This is a genomic window from Dorea sp. ICN-14282, from assembly GCF_037890115.1.
In the GTDB taxonomy this organism is placed as follows: Bacteria; Bacillota; Clostridia; order Lachnospirales; family Lachnospiraceae; genus Dorea_B; species Dorea_B phocaeensis.
In genome coordinates this window covers 28,784-45,066 of the sequence record NZ_JBBKBH010000002.1, presented here as the reverse complement: position 1 = coordinate 45,066, position 16,283 = coordinate 28,784, and the positions used below count along the sequence as shown (strand labels likewise).

The 16,283-nt window shown below is 43.8% G+C and carries 15 protein-coding genes; 14 read left to right on the top strand and 1 reads right to left on the bottom strand.

What is annotated here, in order from left to right; genetic code table 11:
- Positions 1–59: 59 nt before the first annotated feature.
- A complete protein-coding gene (gene fabG / locus WKT00_RS05470) occupies positions 60–794 on the bottom strand; it encodes a 3-oxoacyl-ACP reductase FabG (protein ID WP_101694822.1) in 735 nt (244 codons plus the stop codon).
- 104 nt (positions 795–898) lie between these two features.
- Here fabG and WKT00_RS05465 point away from each other — a divergent pair, with 104 nt between their 5' ends.
- The 14 genes from WKT00_RS05465 (at position 899) to WKT00_RS05400 (ending at position 16,164) form a co-directional block, all read left to right on the top strand.
- Positions 899–4,711 (top strand): efflux RND transporter permease subunit, encoded by a 3,813-nt coding sequence (locus tag WKT00_RS05465; protein ID WP_340261659.1) that lies wholly within the window; start codon positions 899–901, stop codon positions 4,709–4,711.
- Positions 4,708–5,247 (top strand): HD domain-containing protein, encoded by a 540-nt coding sequence (locus WKT00_RS05460; protein WP_101694820.1) that lies wholly within the window; start codon positions 4,708–4,710, stop codon positions 5,245–5,247. The genes WKT00_RS05465 and WKT00_RS05460 overlap by 4 nt, the downstream gene beginning before the upstream one ends.
- Before the next feature lie 131 nt (positions 5,248–5,378).
- Complete coding sequence (locus WKT00_RS05455; protein ID WP_101694819.1) at positions 5,379–6,320, top strand: DUF1848 domain-containing protein; 942 nt, start codon at positions 5,379–5,381, stop codon at positions 6,318–6,320.
- Between the two features lie 106 nt (positions 6,321–6,426).
- Positions 6,427–6,696 (top strand): acylphosphatase, encoded by a 270-nt coding sequence (locus WKT00_RS05450; protein ID WP_101694818.1) that lies wholly within the window; start codon positions 6,427–6,429, stop codon positions 6,694–6,696.
- Positions 6,697–6,782: 86 nt separating this feature from the next.
- A complete protein-coding gene (locus tag WKT00_RS05445; protein ID WP_101694817.1) occupies positions 6,783–8,384 on the top strand; it encodes an aryl-sulfate sulfotransferase in 1,602 nt (533 codons plus the stop codon).
- Positions 8,385–8,437: 53 nt separating this feature from the next.
- Positions 8,438–8,956: a peptidylprolyl isomerase gene (locus WKT00_RS05440; protein WP_173814532.1), complete on the top strand. Its 519-nt coding sequence runs from the start codon at positions 8,438–8,440 to the stop codon at positions 8,954–8,956.
- A gap of 203 nt (positions 8,957–9,159) precedes the next feature.
- A complete protein-coding gene (locus WKT00_RS05435; RefSeq protein ID WP_101695306.1) occupies positions 9,160–10,011 on the top strand; it encodes an energy-coupling factor transporter ATPase in 852 nt (283 codons plus the stop codon).
- Complete coding sequence (locus WKT00_RS05430; protein ID WP_101694815.1) at positions 9,996–10,850, top strand: energy-coupling factor transporter ATPase; 855 nt, start codon at positions 9,996–9,998, stop codon at positions 10,848–10,850. Before WKT00_RS05435 ends, WKT00_RS05430 begins: the two co-directional genes overlap by 16 nt.
- Positions 10,847–11,671, top strand: coding sequence for an energy-coupling factor transporter transmembrane component T family protein (locus WKT00_RS05425; RefSeq protein ID WP_101694814.1), 825 nt, complete (start codon positions 10,847–10,849; stop codon positions 11,669–11,671). The genes WKT00_RS05430 and WKT00_RS05425 overlap by 4 nt, the downstream gene beginning before the upstream one ends.
- Positions 11,672–11,746: 75 nt before the next feature.
- Positions 11,747–12,490, top strand: a complete 744-nt coding sequence (gene truA / locus WKT00_RS05420; protein WP_101694813.1) for a tRNA pseudouridine(38-40) synthase TruA — start codon at positions 11,747–11,749, stop codon at positions 12,488–12,490.
- The gene (locus WKT00_RS05415; RefSeq protein ID WP_173814531.1) at positions 12,480–13,634 is read left to right on the top strand and encodes an aminotransferase class V-fold PLP-dependent enzyme; all 1,155 of its coding nucleotides are present in this window, start codon (positions 12,480–12,482) and stop codon (positions 13,632–13,634) included. Before truA ends, WKT00_RS05415 begins: the two co-directional genes overlap by 11 nt.
- A 155-nt stretch (positions 13,635–13,789) precedes the next feature.
- Complete coding sequence (locus tag WKT00_RS05410; protein WP_173814530.1) at positions 13,790–15,064, top strand: double-cubane-cluster-containing anaerobic reductase; 1,275 nt, start codon at positions 13,790–13,792, stop codon at positions 15,062–15,064.
- 61 nt (positions 15,065–15,125) lie between these two features.
- Complete coding sequence (locus WKT00_RS05405; RefSeq protein WP_173814529.1) at positions 15,126–15,386, top strand: DUF3343 domain-containing protein; 261 nt, start codon at positions 15,126–15,128, stop codon at positions 15,384–15,386.
- A gap of 16 nt (positions 15,387–15,402) precedes the next feature.
- Complete coding sequence (locus WKT00_RS05400; protein WP_101694809.1) at positions 15,403–16,164, top strand: acyl-CoA dehydratase activase; 762 nt, start codon at positions 15,403–15,405, stop codon at positions 16,162–16,164.
- The last annotated feature ends 119 nt before the right edge of the window (positions 16,165–16,283 follow it).

Sequence of the window (16,283 nt, the reverse complement as noted above, 5' to 3'; positions counted from 1 at the left end):
AAAGGCAGGGATCCTTATTGAAAATTCAACCGAAAAATCAAGAGAAATCATCATAGGATTTAGAGAAATCCGCCATCCATGCCGATGATTTGTCCGGTCATATATTCCGGGGCGGTGGCAATATTCCACAGCATTAAAGCAGCTTCGTCCGGAGTGGCAAACCGTCCAATTGGAATCTCTTCGGAAAGAGCGGACCGCTCTTCCTCGGTCAGCTGGCTGTTCATATCGGTATCAATGACGCCGAATGCGGCAGCATTGACCTGAATATTGCTGGGGGCAAGTTCTTTGGCAAGGGCGCGGGTAAGTCCGTTGACTCCGGCCTTGGAAGCGGAGTAAGCAGCTTCGCAGGAAGCGCCGGAAGTCCCCCACATGGAAGAGACGTTGATGATTCGTCCGGATTGTCTGGCAACCATTGCAGGAATAGCGGCTCGGCAGCAGTAGAAGACGGAAGAAAGGTTGGTCCTTAGGACGTGATCCCATTCTTCGTTACTCATGTCACTTAGCAGGCCGATGTGAGAGATTCCAGCATTGTTGATCAGTACATCCAAAGCATCCCAGGAATGGTAAATTTTTTGAAACATTGCATCGACCTCATCTGAATGGCTGATATCAGCCGGTAGAATATCGCAGGTACTGCCATATAAGGTTTCGATCGTGTATTTTAGTTTCTGTAGTTCGTCGACAGAGGTTCTGCAGTTTAAGAATACATGGTATCCACGAGAAGCGAATAAAAGAGCGGCACTTTTCCCAATTCCGCGGGAAGCACCGGTAATAAGTACATTTTTCTGTTCCATAATAACTCCTGTGTTCTTATATATGAAAGTGTAAGAATTTTTGGTTACCAAACTATTATATCTCGGAACAGGAAGCAAGGAAAGACTAAAGTGAGAGGAAAATTATGCTGTCAAAATTGAGTGTGAAAAGACCCTATACGGTTGTGGTAGGGGTCGTGCTAATTATTATCTTAGGAATTGTATCATTTCAGAATATGACGGTAGATCTGCTTCCGAGCATGAATCTTCCGTATGCTATCGTTGCAACGACCTATGCGGGAGCAAGCCCGGAAGAAGTAGAGGAAGTGGTAACGAAACCAGTAGAGCAGACGATGGCAACCGTCAGCAATATCAAGACTGTTCAGTCAATATCCAGCGAAAATGCATCCACAGTGGTTCTTGAATTCGATCAAACTGCCAATATGGACGCCGTTACTATCGAGATGAGAGAAAGTCTCGATCAGATACAGGGGTTCTGGCCGGATGCAGTATCGAATCCCATTATTATGAAATTAAATCCAGATATGATGCCGGTACTGATTACCGCTGTCAGTGCAAAGGGGCAGGATGCCGGAAGTGCCAGCCAGCTGATTCAGGACGAAGTAATACCGGAGATAGAAAGCGTCGAGGGTGTTGCTTCGGTTGGAGTATCAGGAAGTGTAGAAGAAATGGTGGAGGTAACCCTTCACGAAGAGCAGATTACACAATTAAATGCTGATATGAAGGCGGAGATGGAAGCAAAAATCAATGAAGCCAAAAGTGCGCTGGAGGAAGCTAAGTCTCAGGTGGAAAGTGGAAAAGCTGCGCTGGAGATTGGGCAGCAGCAGGCGGCGGCCGGACTTTCAGAGGCGGAAGCACAGGTGGCTGTAAAAAGTGAGGAGATCCGACAGGCACAGCTTGAGATTAGCGAGAAAATGGCAGAACTTAATGTGGCAGAGACACAGCTTTCCCAGTCGCTTGCGATGGCACAGGCAGCAAAGGCTGCGGCAGAGGCTCAGATTACAGAGCTTGCCACGGCAAAGGAAAGCTATGAACAAATTGTGGCAGCGCTTCAAAATCCAGATCTTACGGAAGAAGAACGTGCGAACTTAGAGGCTCAGAAAGCGAAGCTTCAGCCGGTAATGGACAATTACGACTCGTTGTATGCGACGGCGCAGGCAGCTCTTTCTCAGGCAGATGCGACGGTGCAGACACTGACAGAAAATATGTCCCAGATTACACAGGGGAAAAGTCAGTTAGAAAATCTTAAGACGCAGGTCAACAGCGGGGCAATGACATTAGCCCAGGCAAGGGGAGAACTTGCCTCAGCTCAGCTGGAAACAGTCACAGGATTAGGACAGGCACAGGCAAGTCTGTCAGCTGGAGAGATGGCGATTCAGATGCAGGAAGCACAGGCGCAGGCAGCAGGTAGCGAAGCAGATCTAGCAGCTGCGGGGATGGGAGATCTTCTTTCGGCAGAAACAGTGGAAACCTTGCTGAATGCCCAGAATTTTCGGATGCCGGCAGGGTATGTGAGAGAGGATGGGATTGATTATCTAATCCGTGTGGGTGATAAATTCCGAAGTATTGAAGATATTAAGAATTTGGTACTTCTTGATACGGAAGGCTTTGATCCGATCTGCTTGTCAGATATTGCAAGTGTGGAATTGGTCAATAATGCAGATGAGACTTATGCGAAGATTAATGGGGAATCGGGACTGATGCTGAGCATTCAGAAACAAACCGGGTATTCTACCGGGGATGTCAGCAGGCGTGTACAGGAAAAGTTCCGACAGATCCAAAAGGAACATTCGGATATAGGAATGGTTATCTTGATGGATCAGGGAATCTATATTGAGATGGTTGTCAATTCGGTACTTCAGAATTTATTGTATGGCGCGGCGTTGGCGATTCTGATTTTGCTGGTATTTTTAAAAAGTATCCGGCCGACATTTGTTATTGCATGTTCGATTCCGATCAGTATTATGACGGCGCTGGTTGCCATGTATTTCTCAGGAGTGACGCTTAATATTATTTCGCTGTCAGGGCTTGCGCTCGGTGTGGGAATGCTGGTAGATAACTCCATTGTGGTGATTGAAAATATTTACAGAATGAGAAATGAAGAAGGCGCATCGGCAAAAGAAGCGGCAATTGAGGGAGCAAGGCAGGTGGGCGGAGCAATTATGGCGTCTACTTTAACTACGGTATGCGTATTTCTTCCGATTGTATTTACGAAAGGAATTACCAGACAGCTGTTTGTAGACATGGGCTTGACTATTGCGTATTCGCTTCTGGCAAGTCTTGTGGTAGCATTGACATTGGTTCCGATGATTTCAGCCGGGCTTTTGAAGCGAACGGAAGAGAAGGAGTCAAACTTCTTCCGGAAGATAAAGGATGCCTATGGAATGCTTCTTGCAGCGGCGCTTCGACATAAGAAACTGGTACTTGCAGGAGCATTCATTCTGTTTCTGGGAAGTATTCTTTTGGAATCGACGCGTGGAACGGAATTTATGCCTCAGATGGAGAGTAGCCAAGTTAGTATGAATCTTGAAATGGAGAAAGGAACCAGTCTGGAAGATACAGCAAAAGTTGCAGATCAAGTAATGGAAAGAGTGGGAAAAATTCCTGATATTGAAGATGTAGGAGCAATGGTTGCAGCATCAGACATGATGGGAACTCGGGGGGAGGAAAATAAAGTTTCTTTCTATGCAATTACGAAGGAACGCCCATCCATGGATAATCAAAGTCTTAAGAAAAAAATTGAAGAGGTGACCAAAGATCTTGACGGAGAATTAACGGTAGTTATGTCAAATATGGATATGAGCGCGCTTGGAAATGCCGGAATCAGTATTCAGATCAAAGGGAAGGAAGTGGATCAGCTTCAAAAAATAGCGGGTGACATCAAAAAAATAGTGGCGAATACAAAGGGAACACAGAACGTGCTGGATGGAACCGAAGATCATAAGCCAGAGATGAGAATTGTCGTGGATAAGGCAAAGGCGGTGGCGCATGGATTGACGGTAGCACAGGTCTATCAGGAGTTATATCAGGAACTTGCAGAATCAAAGGAGGCGACGACACTTTCTACAGACGTGCAGGATTACGGCGTCTATGTCAGAGAGGATGCGAAAGAAAGCATGACCAGGGAAGAGATCCGCAATATGGCGGTGACGGCAAAGAAGCAGGATGGAACATCGGAGGAAGTAAAACTTTCTGATATCGCATCCTTTGAAGATGCAACCGGACTTTTGGCAATCAGTCGGAAAGATCAGAGTCGTTATATGTCGGTGACGGCGGAAATCAAAGAAGGAGATAACATTGGCTTAGTCAGTAACCGGGTGAAAAAGGCGTTGGAATCTTACGATGTGCCCGCTGGGTATGAAGTAGAGATGGACGGAGAAGATGCGACGATCAATGAAGCGATGACAGAGCTGTTTAAAATGCTTGGGCTTGCACTGGTCTTTATGTATTTGATCATGGTGGCGCAGTTCCAGTCCCTTCGTTCTCCGTTTATTGTAATGTTTACTGTTCCGCTGGCATTTACCGGAGGACTTCTGGCCCTTTGGATGTCTCAGATGTCGCTGAGTGTGATTGCGATGATTGGCTTTGTTATGCTGTCTGGAATCATTGTAAATAATGGAATTGTGTTTATTGACTATACCAATCAGTTGATGCGAAGTGGGATGGAGCAAAAAGACGCGCTGGTAACAGCGGGGAAGACGAGACTTCGTCCGATTATTATGACGGCGCTGACTACGATTTTGGGGCTCTTTACATTGGCGCTTGGAGTAGGAATGGGAGCCGATATGATTCAGCCAATGGCGGTAGTGACAATCGGAGGATTGGTTTATGGAACACTGTTGACCTTGTTTGTGGTGCCTTGTATTTTTGATCTGTTCCACAGACGGGAAAAGGCAGGACTTCGGGATGAAATAGAAGGAGAAGAGGTGCAGTTATGATTGAAAAGGCAATGAAATTTGCAACGAGAGCACACGAGGGACAGTTTCGGAAAGGGACGCAAAGGCCGTATATTGTACATCCGGTTGAGGTTAGTGAAATTGTAGCGGAAATGACAGATGATGAGGACGTGATTTGTGCCGCTGTTCTTCATGACACGATTGAAGATTGTGAAGGGGTTTCTCAGCGTCTGTTGGCGCAGGAGTTTTCTGAGAAGGTTGCATATATTGTGGCGCAGGAAAGTGAAGATAAATCGAAAAGCTGGATGGAACGAAAGACGTTTACGATCGAACATTTGCGGACGGCACCATGGGAGGTGCAGATGGTCGGACTTGCAGATAAGCTTTCCAATATGCGGGACATTGACCGGGATTATCCTGTCGCAGGCGAGCGGCTGTGGGAGCGTTTCCGGATGAAGGATAAGACTGTGATTGGCTGGTATTATAAAGGTGTGCGGGATGCACTTGCAGATGCTTTCAAAGACGAGAAGCTGTATCAGGAGTATTGCGGATTGGTGGAGAAATATTTTGGACGATAAAGGCGCAGAGGAATCGGCAAATAGAAAGGATATAGTATCCAAAAGAAAAAGAGGATAATTGACGATTGGGGAGTTTCGGTATATGATGAATACAATATCAAGAATAATCTGAACAATTTTTGGAGGCAGGAATGATTATCAGTGTCAGCAGAAGAACAGATATTCCGGCTCTGTATCCAGAATGGTTTGTAAATCGTTTGAGAGCGGGAGAAGTATTGGTTCCAAATCCCTATAATAGAAAAAAAGTCAGCCGTATTTCTCTATCACCGGATACGGTTGATTGTATTGCTTTTTGGACTAAGAATCCTCAACCACTCCTGCCATATCTGAAAGAAATAGATAGCATGGGATATAATTACTATTTTCAGATGACGATCACAGGATATGAAGAGGATCTAGAAAGCAACATTCCCAGAACAGAAGAATCGATGGCCACCTTTTTGCTTTTGAGTGAAGAAATTGGAAAAGAACGGATAGACTGGAGATATGATCCTGTTTTACTGACGGATAAATATACAATAAATTATCATTTTGAAAAGTTTGAACAGATGTGCGAATGGCTCCACCAGGCAACAACAAGGTGTATGATCAGTTTTGTTGACAATTATAAAGAAAGTCCGTTTTTGGAACTGGAAGAGGAAGACATGCGGGAACTAGGAAAAGGCTTTGCAAAGATTGCGAAGAAGTATGGTCTTCCGTTGTATACTTGCGCAGAAAAAATTGATCTGAGCGAATATGGAATTTTACATGGCGCGTGTATCGACAAGGAAAGAATTCGGAAATTGATCGGTTATAAACTGGATTTGAAAAAAGATAGCGGACAGCGCAGGGAGTGCGGATGCGCAGAAAGCGTTGACATTGGCATCTATGATACCTGCATCCATGGTTGTAAGTATTGTTATGCTAATGGGAGGAAAGAGAGCACGGAGCGTAAACACGCTATGCATGATCCGAAGTCTTCCCTTATGATTGGAAATCTACGGGGGGATGAGGTGATTCGGGAGAAAGCGGCAAAGAGTAATCGGGATTATCAGTTGTCGTTGTTTGATCCATTGGGGACGGAGTTTTTTTAAAAAGTACACGTCCCCGATTAACTTTCAGCGTGTCCCAAATTGCAAATTGATTTTCCACATATTTGGGATTAGAATAAGAAAGAAGTGGAAAAGAAGGATTGGATTTATGACAGAGATAAGGAAGAAATATAAGTTTTACGGTCGTGTACAGGGCGTTGGATTTCGGTATACGGCAAAATACCTGGCACAGTCATTGGGCTTGACAGGATGGGTGAAAAACGAATATGATGGAACGGTTAAGATGGAGGTTCAGGGAAGAGAGCCAATGATCGATAAATTGTTGGAGGGGCTCAACAGGAACAGTTTTATTAACATTGAGTGGATAGATTCGGAAGTTATCCCCACAGAGGTGGAACAGTCCTTTTATGTAAAATAGGGACAGGGAAAATTTCATTTGGGACGGAGTTTTTTTGAAAAGTACACGTCCCCAATAAAAGGCAGGTAATTATATTGAGAAGGAAGATGTGGATAATAGGTCTTTTGGCTGTGTGTTTTCTTGCATCAGGCAATATGCAGGTAAATGCAGCAGAGCAGGACGAGGTTATGCAGCAATCGGTAAATCTAACGGATGTGCAGAAGCAGACGATTCAGGAAATTAAGGATACGTATCAGGTGGAAAGCCAGCAGAAGATTGAAAAAGAGCTGGAGAAGAAAAAGGAGGCTGGCGGCTATACCGTCAAAAATATGCTGATTGAGAAGAACCCCTTTGGGACGAATGCTCAGTCATTGTATGTATATTTCTGCACCAAGGATCCGGTCAGTGTTTCTTATAAGGTTGATGCAGAAGATAAGAAGATTGGTGAATTTTCAGCAAATGTCTGGCAGGAAGAAGAATATCAAACGGAACATGAATTTCAGGTGGTCGGTTTGGTGCCGGAGATGGAGAACAAAATTACGTTTTTTATGACGAGAGAAGATGGCTCGACAGACAAAAAAGAGATTGTCATGGAAATGGGATCGGTTCTAGGAGATGAGGATGTCCTGCTGGAAAAGGAGACCGAAGAGACTGAAAGTAAGCCGGAGAATGGGCTGTACGTGGTGTTTGGAAATGAGAAGAGCGCGCCGGATTTTATGTATTATTATGATAATGAAGGTGTGTTAAGAGGGGAAATTCCCCTTCTTGGTGGAAGAAGCCAACGGCTGATTTTTGAAGATGGTTTCATGTATTACAGTATTTCAGACACGAAGATGGTACAGATGAACCGCCTGGGTCAGATTACCAATATCTATGACCTGGGAACTTATCGTCTGCATCACGATTATGTATTTGATGAAAATGGAAATCTTTTGATTCTTGCGACAGATTCTTCCAAAGATAGCTTGGAGGATATCGTATTGAAATTGGATGTAAAGTCTGGAGCGGTTACAGAAGTTTTGGACTTGGGAAAGATTTTTCCAGAATATAAAGCTATGTGTCAGAGAAATGAAGAAGGAAAGCTTGACTGGATGCAGATAAATTCGATTCAGTGGGCAGGCGATGGGGCATTGATTTTAAGTTCTAGAGAAACCTCATCGATAATTAAACTCGTCAGCATTTATGATAATCCGACGGTGGCTTATATCATTGGGGAACCACAGATCTGGAATGGAACGCCATATGAGAATTTGGTCCTGAAAAAGGATGGAGAGTTTACGATTCAGGGCGGACAAAGTTCGGTGTTCTATGCTAAGGACAAAGAGTTAGAAGAAGGGCAGTATTATCTCTATCTGTTTAATAATGATACAGGAATAAGTAAATCCCGACCGGATCTTGATTGGGGACAGATAGGAATTTTAGAAGAGCAGAAGAAAGAAGCAAAATCTTATTATTATAAATATTTAGTAGATGAGAATAGCGGAACTTTCTGTCTGAAAGAATCTTTTGAACTGCCTGTTTCAGAGTATGGCGGAAGCGTACAGAAAACAGGAGAAAATGTGGTATATGCATCGGGAGATTCCGGAAGCTTTGGAGAATATGACAAGGATCATCAGTTGATTGGCGGATATCAGATGGATTCAGAGACATGTATTTATCGGGTGTATAAATATGACTTTGAAGGTTTTTACTTTACGGATGATAAATAATCCGTTACAATAAAAAGAAATTTGAAATTTATGATAAAGAGAGGGAACAAATAATGGCAAATCCAGTTGTTACAATTGAAATGGAAAATGGAGATATTATGAAAGCGGAGCTTTATCCGGAGATTGCTGCTAATACAGTAAATAATTTTATTTCATTGGTAAAGAAGGGGTACTATGACGGTCTGATTTTTCACCGTGTTATCCGTGGTTTTATGATTCAGGGCGGATGCCCGGATGGAACCGGAATGGGGGGACCGGGATATCAGATTAAAGGAGAGTTTGCACAGAATGGATTCCCAAATGCATTAGCACATACAGAAGGTGTTCTGTCAATGGCAAGAGCAATGCATCCAGATTCAGCAGGATCTCAGTTCTTCATTATGCACAAGAATTCACCGCATCTTGACGGTGCTTATGCAGCATTTGGAAAGGTTATTGAGGGAATGGATGTTGTTAATAAGATTGCTGAGACGGATACAGATTACAGTGACAGACCGTTAAATGTGCAGAGAATGAAAAAAGTGACGGTTGACACCATGGGTGTGGATTATCCGGAACCGGAAAAGATGTAAAAGACAAAGGAATAAAAATGTGCGGTATCTATCAGAATGGTATCGCACATTTCTTTTATCTAAAGGATCGGCAGAGCATCTCTTTGAGCGGATTTTTAGAAGAAACCATTGCTGCCAAGATGGGGATTGCGCTTGCAAAAAAGGAAATGATAACGTACAATAGGAAAAGAGTTAACGTAAAAGCAGGGTGGAGGCGGCTGTTTATGGGTATGGTTCAGACGGAGCGACTGGTATATGAATATGAAAAACGAGATGAAGAAGGCAATGTAATCGGAATGTCGCGTGCCATCGACGGCGTAGACATTGACGTAAAGGAAGGGCAGTTTATTGCGATTCTAGGTCATAATGGATCGGGAAAATCTACGCTGGCCAAGCATATGAATGCGATTTTGGTTCCGACAGAAGGGACCATGTGGGTGGATGGAAAGGATACCAAAGATCCCGAAAATCTGTGGGAGGTTCGTCAGTCGGCGGGGATGGTTTTCCAAAATCCGGATAATCAGATTATCGGAACTGTTGTAGAGGAAGATGTGGGATTTGGTCCGGAAAACCTGGGAGTACCAACAGATGAAATCTGGAGCCGAGTGGAGGAAAGCTTGAAGGCGGTTGGAATGATAGAATATCGCCATCATTCGCCAAATAAGTTATCCGGAGGACAAAAGCAGCGAGTGGCAATTGCTGGAGTCGTTGCGATGGAACCAAAATGTATTGTATTAGATGAACCAACAGCAATGTTGGATCCTGTGGGAAGAAAAGAAGTTCTAAAGACAGTACAGAAACTGCGTGAAAAAAAGCATGTAACGGTGATTCTAATTACCCATTATATGGAAGAAGTAGTGGATGCAGATCAGGTTTATGTAATGGATCATGGACACGTTGTGATGAAAGGCTCGCCGCGGGAAGTATTTGCTCAGGTGGACAAGTTAAAGGAATATCGTTTGGATGTTCCGCAGGTGACGGTGCTTTCGGATCTCTTGCGAAAGAAAGGTCTTGAAATACCGGCGGGAATCTTGAAAAAAGAAGAATTGGTGGATGCGATATGTCGATTAAATTAGAACATTTAAATTATGTATACAGCCAGGGGACAGCTTATGAAAAGCATGCCCTTAAGGATATTTGTCTGGAGATACCACATGGAGAATTTGTCGGGCTTATTGGCCATACGGGCTCCGGAAAATCCACTTTGATTCAGCACCTGAATGGCTTGGTAAAAGCTACCAGTGGCGCATTGTATTATGAAGGAAGAAATATTTACGAAGAGGGATATCCGATGCGGGAGCTTCGCAATCAAGTGGGCCTGGTATTTCAATATCCGGAGCATCAGTTGTTTGAAGTGGACGTGATGACGGATGTGTGTTTTGGACCGAAAAATCAAGGGTTGTCACCAGAAGAGTGCAAGGCGCGGGCATTAGAGGCACTGAAGTTAGTGGGACTAAAAGAAAAATATTATAAAGCTTCTCCATTTGAATTGTCTGGAGGGCAAAAGCGACGGGTGGCAATTGCCGGGGTATTGGCAATGCGTCCGAAAGTATTGGTGTTGGATGAACCGACAGCTGGTCTGGATCCTAAGGGGCGGGATGATATTTTGGATCAGATTGCTTATCTTCATAAGCAATCTGATCTGACGGTTATTTTGGTTTCCCATAGTATGGAAGATATCGCACGATATGCAGATCGCATTATCGTGATGAATAAAGGACAGGTTCAGTATAATGGAAAACCGGTGGAGGTTTTTGCGCACTATAAAGAGTTAGAAAAAATCGGTCTTGCAGCGCCTCAAGTCACATACATTATGCATGATTTGAAAGAGCAGGGGTTGGATGTAAAAACGAATATTACGACGATAGAAGAAGCGGCAGAAGAAATTATGCATGCCTTGGAGAAGAGGAAATGATAAGAGATATAACAATAGGACAATATTATCCGGCGAAGAGCATTTTGCATCGGTTGGATCCCAGAGTGAAACTTGTTTCTACACTTTTATATCTGGTTTCTTTGTTTTTATTTAAGAGTATTCCAGGATATATTGTGGCAACATTATTTTTGGCGGTTGTAATTCGTTTGTCGAAGGTTCCGTTTTCCTATATTGTAAAGGGATTAAAACCGGTTATTATGCTGTTGATGATTACAGTGATTTTCAATCTGTTTCTGACGAGAGATGGGGAAGTATTATTTCATGCATGGATTTTTACCATCACAGAAGGTGGTCTTCAGACGGCGGTTTATATGGCGGTACGTTTGATCTATTTGATCATTGGCTCATCGCTTATGACGTTTACAACAACGCCGAATGAGCTGACGGACGGAATTGAAAAATTACTTCATCCGTTGAATAAAATTCACGTACCGGTACATGAAGTGGCGATGATTATGTCTATCGCGCTTCGCTTCATTCCAATTCTTTTGGAAGAGACGGATAAAATTATGAAGGCACAAATCGCTCGTGGAGCAGATCTGGAAAATGGAAATATCATTCAGCGTGCCAAAAACATGATTCCAATTCTCGTGCCATTGTTTGTATCGGCATTTAGGCGGGCAAATGATCTGGCAATGGCGATGGAGGCAAGATGTTATCGGGGCGGTGACGGTCGCACTAAGATGAAGCCACTTCATTATGAGAAACGGGATAGAATTGCTTATGTTGTTGTAATTGTATATGTAATAGCGGTGTTCGTAATAGGAAGGTACGTACCACTGCATGTGTGGGTGTTTTAATTGTCGTCGGGGACGGAGTTTTTTGCAAAAAACTCCGTCCCCGATTAAGAATTACCCTGTCCCTGGAGGTTTAGCATGAAAAGAGTCAGAATTGTTGTTGCATATGACGGCACAAATTACTGTGGCTGGCAGATCCAGCCCAATGGAATTACAATTGAAGAAGTTTTGAATAAAGCATTATGCAAATTAACGGGAGAGGAGATACGTATTATCGGCGCAAGCCGAACCGATTCAGGGGTACATGCTCTTGGAAATGTAGCGGTATTTGATACGGAATCTTCGATACCGGCAGAACGAATAGCTTATGCTTTGAATCAGCGCCTTCCGGAAGATATTGTGGTTGTGAAATCAGAGGAAGTCCCCTGCGATTGGCATCCGAGGTATCAGAGTAAGGTGACAAAGACATATGAATATCGAATTTACAATGATCAGACGAAAAACCCGCTACGGCGCCAGTACACGGCGTTTGTCTCTTTTCCTATGGACATTGAGAAGATGCGGGAAGCGGCAGCATATTTGGTGGGAGAGCATGATTTCGCAAGCTTCTGTAATGTGCGGACCAATGTGGAAAGCACGGTGCGGACGGTGGATCGAATTGAAATTGATAGGGAAGGACGAGAAATCGTGATTCGGGTCACGGGAAATGGCTTTCTTTATAATATGGTTCGGATTATTGCGGGGACGTTGATTCGTGTCGGAAGGGGGTTCTATAAACCGGAGAAAGTAAAGGAAATACTGGAGGCAAAGGAACGGACGGAGGCGGGGGTAACAGCGCCTCCGCAAGGTTTGGTGTTAGTGAGGATTGATTATGGAGAATAAGATTTATTTTGACAATGGAAGTACTTCCTGGCCGAAAGCACCAGAGGTAGCAGAGGCAATGTCAGAACTTCTGATGACGGGAGCGTTTAACATTAACCGTGGAAATTACGAAGGGGCATATGAGGTAGAAGGATTGGTGCTTCAGACCCGTGATCAGTTGGCAAAGCTGTTTCATGCATCGGATTCCAGGCGTGTGATCTTTACCCCCGGAATTACGTATTCTTTGAATTATTTTATCAAAGGTTTCTTAAAAGAGGGAGATCATGTATTGGTTTCGGGATTGGAACACAATGCGGTGATGCGTCCGCTTACACAGATGAAGTCGCGGGGGATTACGTATGATGTGGTGCACACAGAATTGGATGGAAGTGTGGCGCCGGAGGCGGTAGAGCGGGCGATAAAGCCTCATACTCGGGCAGTTATTGTGTTGCATGCATCCAATGTGTGTGGAACGGTGCTTCCGGTTCGGGAAATAGGAGAGGTTTGTAAGCGTCATCATCTTTGGTTCGTAGTGGACTCGGCTCAGAGTGCAGGTACGATTCCGGTAAATATGGAGGAGTGTGGAATTGATTTTCTTGCTTTTACCGGGCATAAAGGACTGCTTGGCCCGCAGGGAATAGGCGGTTTTTTGTTGACAGAAGAACTAGATAAAGAAATGATTCCTTATATTTCGGGTGGTACAGGAAGTCAGTCGGATTCTCTTGAAATGCCAGGAACACTTCCGGATAAATATGAAAGTGGTACGATGAATCTTCCGGGGATTATAGGGTTAAATGCAGCGCTTTCTTATCTGGAGCGAACGGGTCTTTCGACTCTCCATGAAAAGAAAATGGAACTTACCAGGCAGTTCCTTGATCGGGTTAGAAGTATTCCGGGAGTAAGAATTGTAGGAAAACAGAACATAAAAGATCGTGTAGCAGTCGTGTCGTTGGATTTTTTAGAAAAAGATAATGCGGTTATGGCATTTGAACTGGAACAGCAGTACGGAGTGATGACAAGGGTTGGACTTCACTGTGCGCCGCTTGCGCATCAGACACTTAGAACCTATCCCCAGGGAACCGTGCGGTTTGTGTTTAGCGCGGCAAATACGCAGGAAGAGGTTGAGCACTGCACAGATGGAATTCGAGAATTGCTCTCAGTATAGAAAATGCAAATATATTTGTGAATATATCAAAAAAAACGATCGCCCGGGCATCTTGCTCCCATTGCTCGTATGCTGGAAACATGATACGGTATTGGTAATAGGATTCGGAAGAATCACAGGAGAATAGCGAAGCAAAGATGCAAGGAGGAAAGAAAATGGCTGATTATCGTAAGATGTGGGAAGATCTTGGTATGGATGTGGAAATGCATGATCAATTATGTGCTGTGCTTCCACAGGCATTTGGAGATGTTTACCTGTCGCAGGAAAACCGTCCGGAGGGAATGGATTACTATAATATGGTAGTTGCAGATATTCATGGAATCCGTCCGGCAGAACTAATTGAGCATCAGGAAAAGGGCGGTAAAGTATTTGGAACATTTTGTGTTTATGTTCCGGATGAAATTGTGTTTGCAGCGGATGCAATTGCTACCGGGCTGTGTGGCGGATCCCAGTTCTGGGTACCGGGTGGAGAAAAGGTACTTCCAACGAATACCTGTCCGTTAATTAAAGCCTCTGTTGGAGCAAGGTTGGATCGGACGTGTCCGTTTTTCAGAATTGCCGATATGTATGTAGGTGAAACTACCTGTGACGGTAAGAAAAAGGCATGGGAAATTTTAGGAGAGGACGTTCCGGTTTATGTGATGAACCTTCCTCAGATGAAACGGGCCAAAGATGTACAGGCATGGGCAGAAGAAATTGCTGATTTTAAGAATAAGGTAGAGGAATTTACAGGAAATCAGGTGACAGCAGAGAAACTAGCAAAGAGTATAAAGCTTATTAACAGTAAGCGAAAAGCGCTGGAGAGACTGTATCATACAAGGAAGCAGGATGTGGTTCCGATCAGTGGAAGAGATGCGCTTCTTATTTCCCAGATCGCATTCTATGACGATCCGGCAAGATTTACGCAGATGACAAATGCACTTTGTGATGAATTGGAACAGAGAGTGGAAAATGGAGTCAGCGTGGTACCGGCTGGAACGAAACGGATTATGCTGACTGGAACACCACTTGCAATTCCGAACTGGAAGTTGCATAATATTATAGAGACCAGTGGCGGTGTGGTTGTCTGTGAAGAAATGTGTACCGGAACACGTTATTTTGAAAATCTGGTAGATGAGACAAAGGAAACGGTTGATGATCAGATTCAAGCATTGGCAGAGCGGTATATGAAGATCAATTGTGCATGTTTTACACCAAATGAAGGCCGAATTGATGATATTCTTCGGTTGGCGAAGGAATATAAGGTGGACGGAATTATGGATGTAAATCTGAAATTCTGTAATCTGTACGATACAGAAGGCTACTTTGTAGAGCGGGCGTTGAAGGAAGCTGGTATTCCTGTGCTGAGTATTGAGACAGATTATACAGACAGTGATGCACAGCAGCTTCGGACCAGAGTCAGTGCATTTATTGAAATGCTGAATCACTGATTGTCAGAAAGAGAAGATAAAAGTCCATTTTGAAGATGGGCAGATAGAGAGGAAGTAAAAAATGCAGACGATTCAGCATTATGTTTTATTTCCCAATCATGATAATGGCATGCGCTTATATCAGGAATTAAAAAAGCTGGGGGTCAGAGCGACAATTGCTCCGACCCCAAGGGCTGCGAGTAAGTGCTGTGGAATTTCTCTTTTGGTAAAAGAAGAGGATATTTCGGCAATTGAAGACTGCATTGCAGAACATGAGATAGAGATTCTGAAGATTGCGGCTATTGAGAGGGATGTTAATCCCCATCGGGATAAATATTGTTAGATAGAGGTAGAGAATATTGAATTATGTAGGAATTGATATTGGTTCTACAGCTTCCAAAGTTGTGACCAGAGGAGAAAAAGAATCGGCGTTTGTATTGCCTACAGGATGGAGCAGTAAGGAGACCTGCCAGACAATTAAAGAAAGGCTGAAAGAAGATGGAATTGATGTTCTGTCGGATGATACCAAGGTTGTGGCAACTGGATACGGACGTGTAGCTGTTGATTTTGCTGATTATGTAATTACAGAGATTACTTGTCATGCACGGGGCGGAAGAGAGATGGCAGGTGAGAATTGTGCAATCATTGACGTTGGTGGACAGGATACGAAGGTGATACTGGTAGAACATGGAATGGTACAGGATTTCCTTATGAATGATAAATGTTCTGCGGGAACAGGAAAGTTTTTGGAGATTATGGCAAACCGACTTGGCGTGACGCTTCAGGAATTGTTTGATATGGCGGCAGAAGGAACTGTGCTTCCGATCAGTTCTCTGTGTACGGTGTTTGCGGAGTCAGAAGTAATTAATTATATCGGAGAAGGACGAAAACGAGAGGATATTGCAGCAGGGGTGGTCGATTCTGTGGCGGCTAAGGTTGCACAATTGAGCCAGAGGAAGAATCTTCCGGAGAAAGTAATTTTGACGGGCGGGCTTAGCAGCAGCGAATATTTCACAAAAATTTTGTCTGAAAAAATTGGACAGAATGTAGATCCAACCAAACATGGAAGATATGCGGGCGCTTTGGGAGCGGCGTTTTTAGCAGAAGAGAAGTCAAGATAATTCTGACTTCTCTTTTTTTGATGTTTGGGACAGGGTGAATTTCATTGGGGACGGAGTTTTTTGAAAATGTACACGTCCCAAACGAAAGGACGGAGAATAAGATGTGTGCTTAATTGCGG

What these genes read in the sequence shown, in the direction of transcription:
- WKT00_RS05435 (WP_101695306.1), top strand. Translation starts at nt 9,160, where the DNA reads ATGGGTATGGTTCAGACGGAGCGACTGGTATATGAATATGAAAAACGA.
- WKT00_RS05440 (WP_173814532.1), top strand. Translation starts at nt 8,438, where the DNA reads ATGGCAAATCCAGTTGTTACAATTGAAATGGAAAATGGAGATATTATG.
- WKT00_RS05450 (WP_101694818.1), top strand. Translation starts at nt 6,427, where the DNA reads ATGACAGAGATAAGGAAGAAATATAAGTTTTACGGTCGTGTACAGGGC.
- WKT00_RS05460 (WP_101694820.1), top strand. Translation starts at nt 4,708, where the DNA reads ATGATTGAAAAGGCAATGAAATTTGCAACGAGAGCACACGAGGGACAG.
- WKT00_RS05455 (WP_101694819.1), top strand. Translation starts at nt 5,379, where the DNA reads ATGATTATCAGTGTCAGCAGAAGAACAGATATTCCGGCTCTGTATCCA.
- truA (WP_101694813.1), top strand. Translation starts at nt 11,747, where the DNA reads ATGAAAAGAGTCAGAATTGTTGTTGCATATGACGGCACAAATTACTGT.
- fabG (WP_101694822.1), bottom strand. Translation starts at nt 794, where the DNA reads ATGGAACAGAAAAATGTACTTATTACCGGTGCTTCCCGCGGAATTGGG.
- WKT00_RS05405 (WP_173814529.1), top strand. Translation starts at nt 15,126, where the DNA reads ATGCAGACGATTCAGCATTATGTTTTATTTCCCAATCATGATAATGGC.
- WKT00_RS05410 (WP_173814530.1), top strand. Translation starts at nt 13,790, where the DNA reads ATGGCTGATTATCGTAAGATGTGGGAAGATCTTGGTATGGATGTGGAA.
- WKT00_RS05465 (WP_340261659.1), top strand. Translation starts at nt 899, where the DNA reads ATGCTGTCAAAATTGAGTGTGAAAAGACCCTATACGGTTGTGGTAGGG.
- WKT00_RS05445 (WP_101694817.1), top strand. Translation starts at nt 6,783, where the DNA reads ATGTGGATAATAGGTCTTTTGGCTGTGTGTTTTCTTGCATCAGGCAAT.
- WKT00_RS05430 (WP_101694815.1), top strand. Translation starts at nt 9,996, where the DNA reads ATGTCGATTAAATTAGAACATTTAAATTATGTATACAGCCAGGGGACA.
- WKT00_RS05415 (WP_173814531.1), top strand. Translation starts at nt 12,480, where the DNA reads ATGGAGAATAAGATTTATTTTGACAATGGAAGTACTTCCTGGCCGAAA.
- WKT00_RS05425 (WP_101694814.1), top strand. Translation starts at nt 10,847, where the DNA reads ATGATAAGAGATATAACAATAGGACAATATTATCCGGCGAAGAGCATT.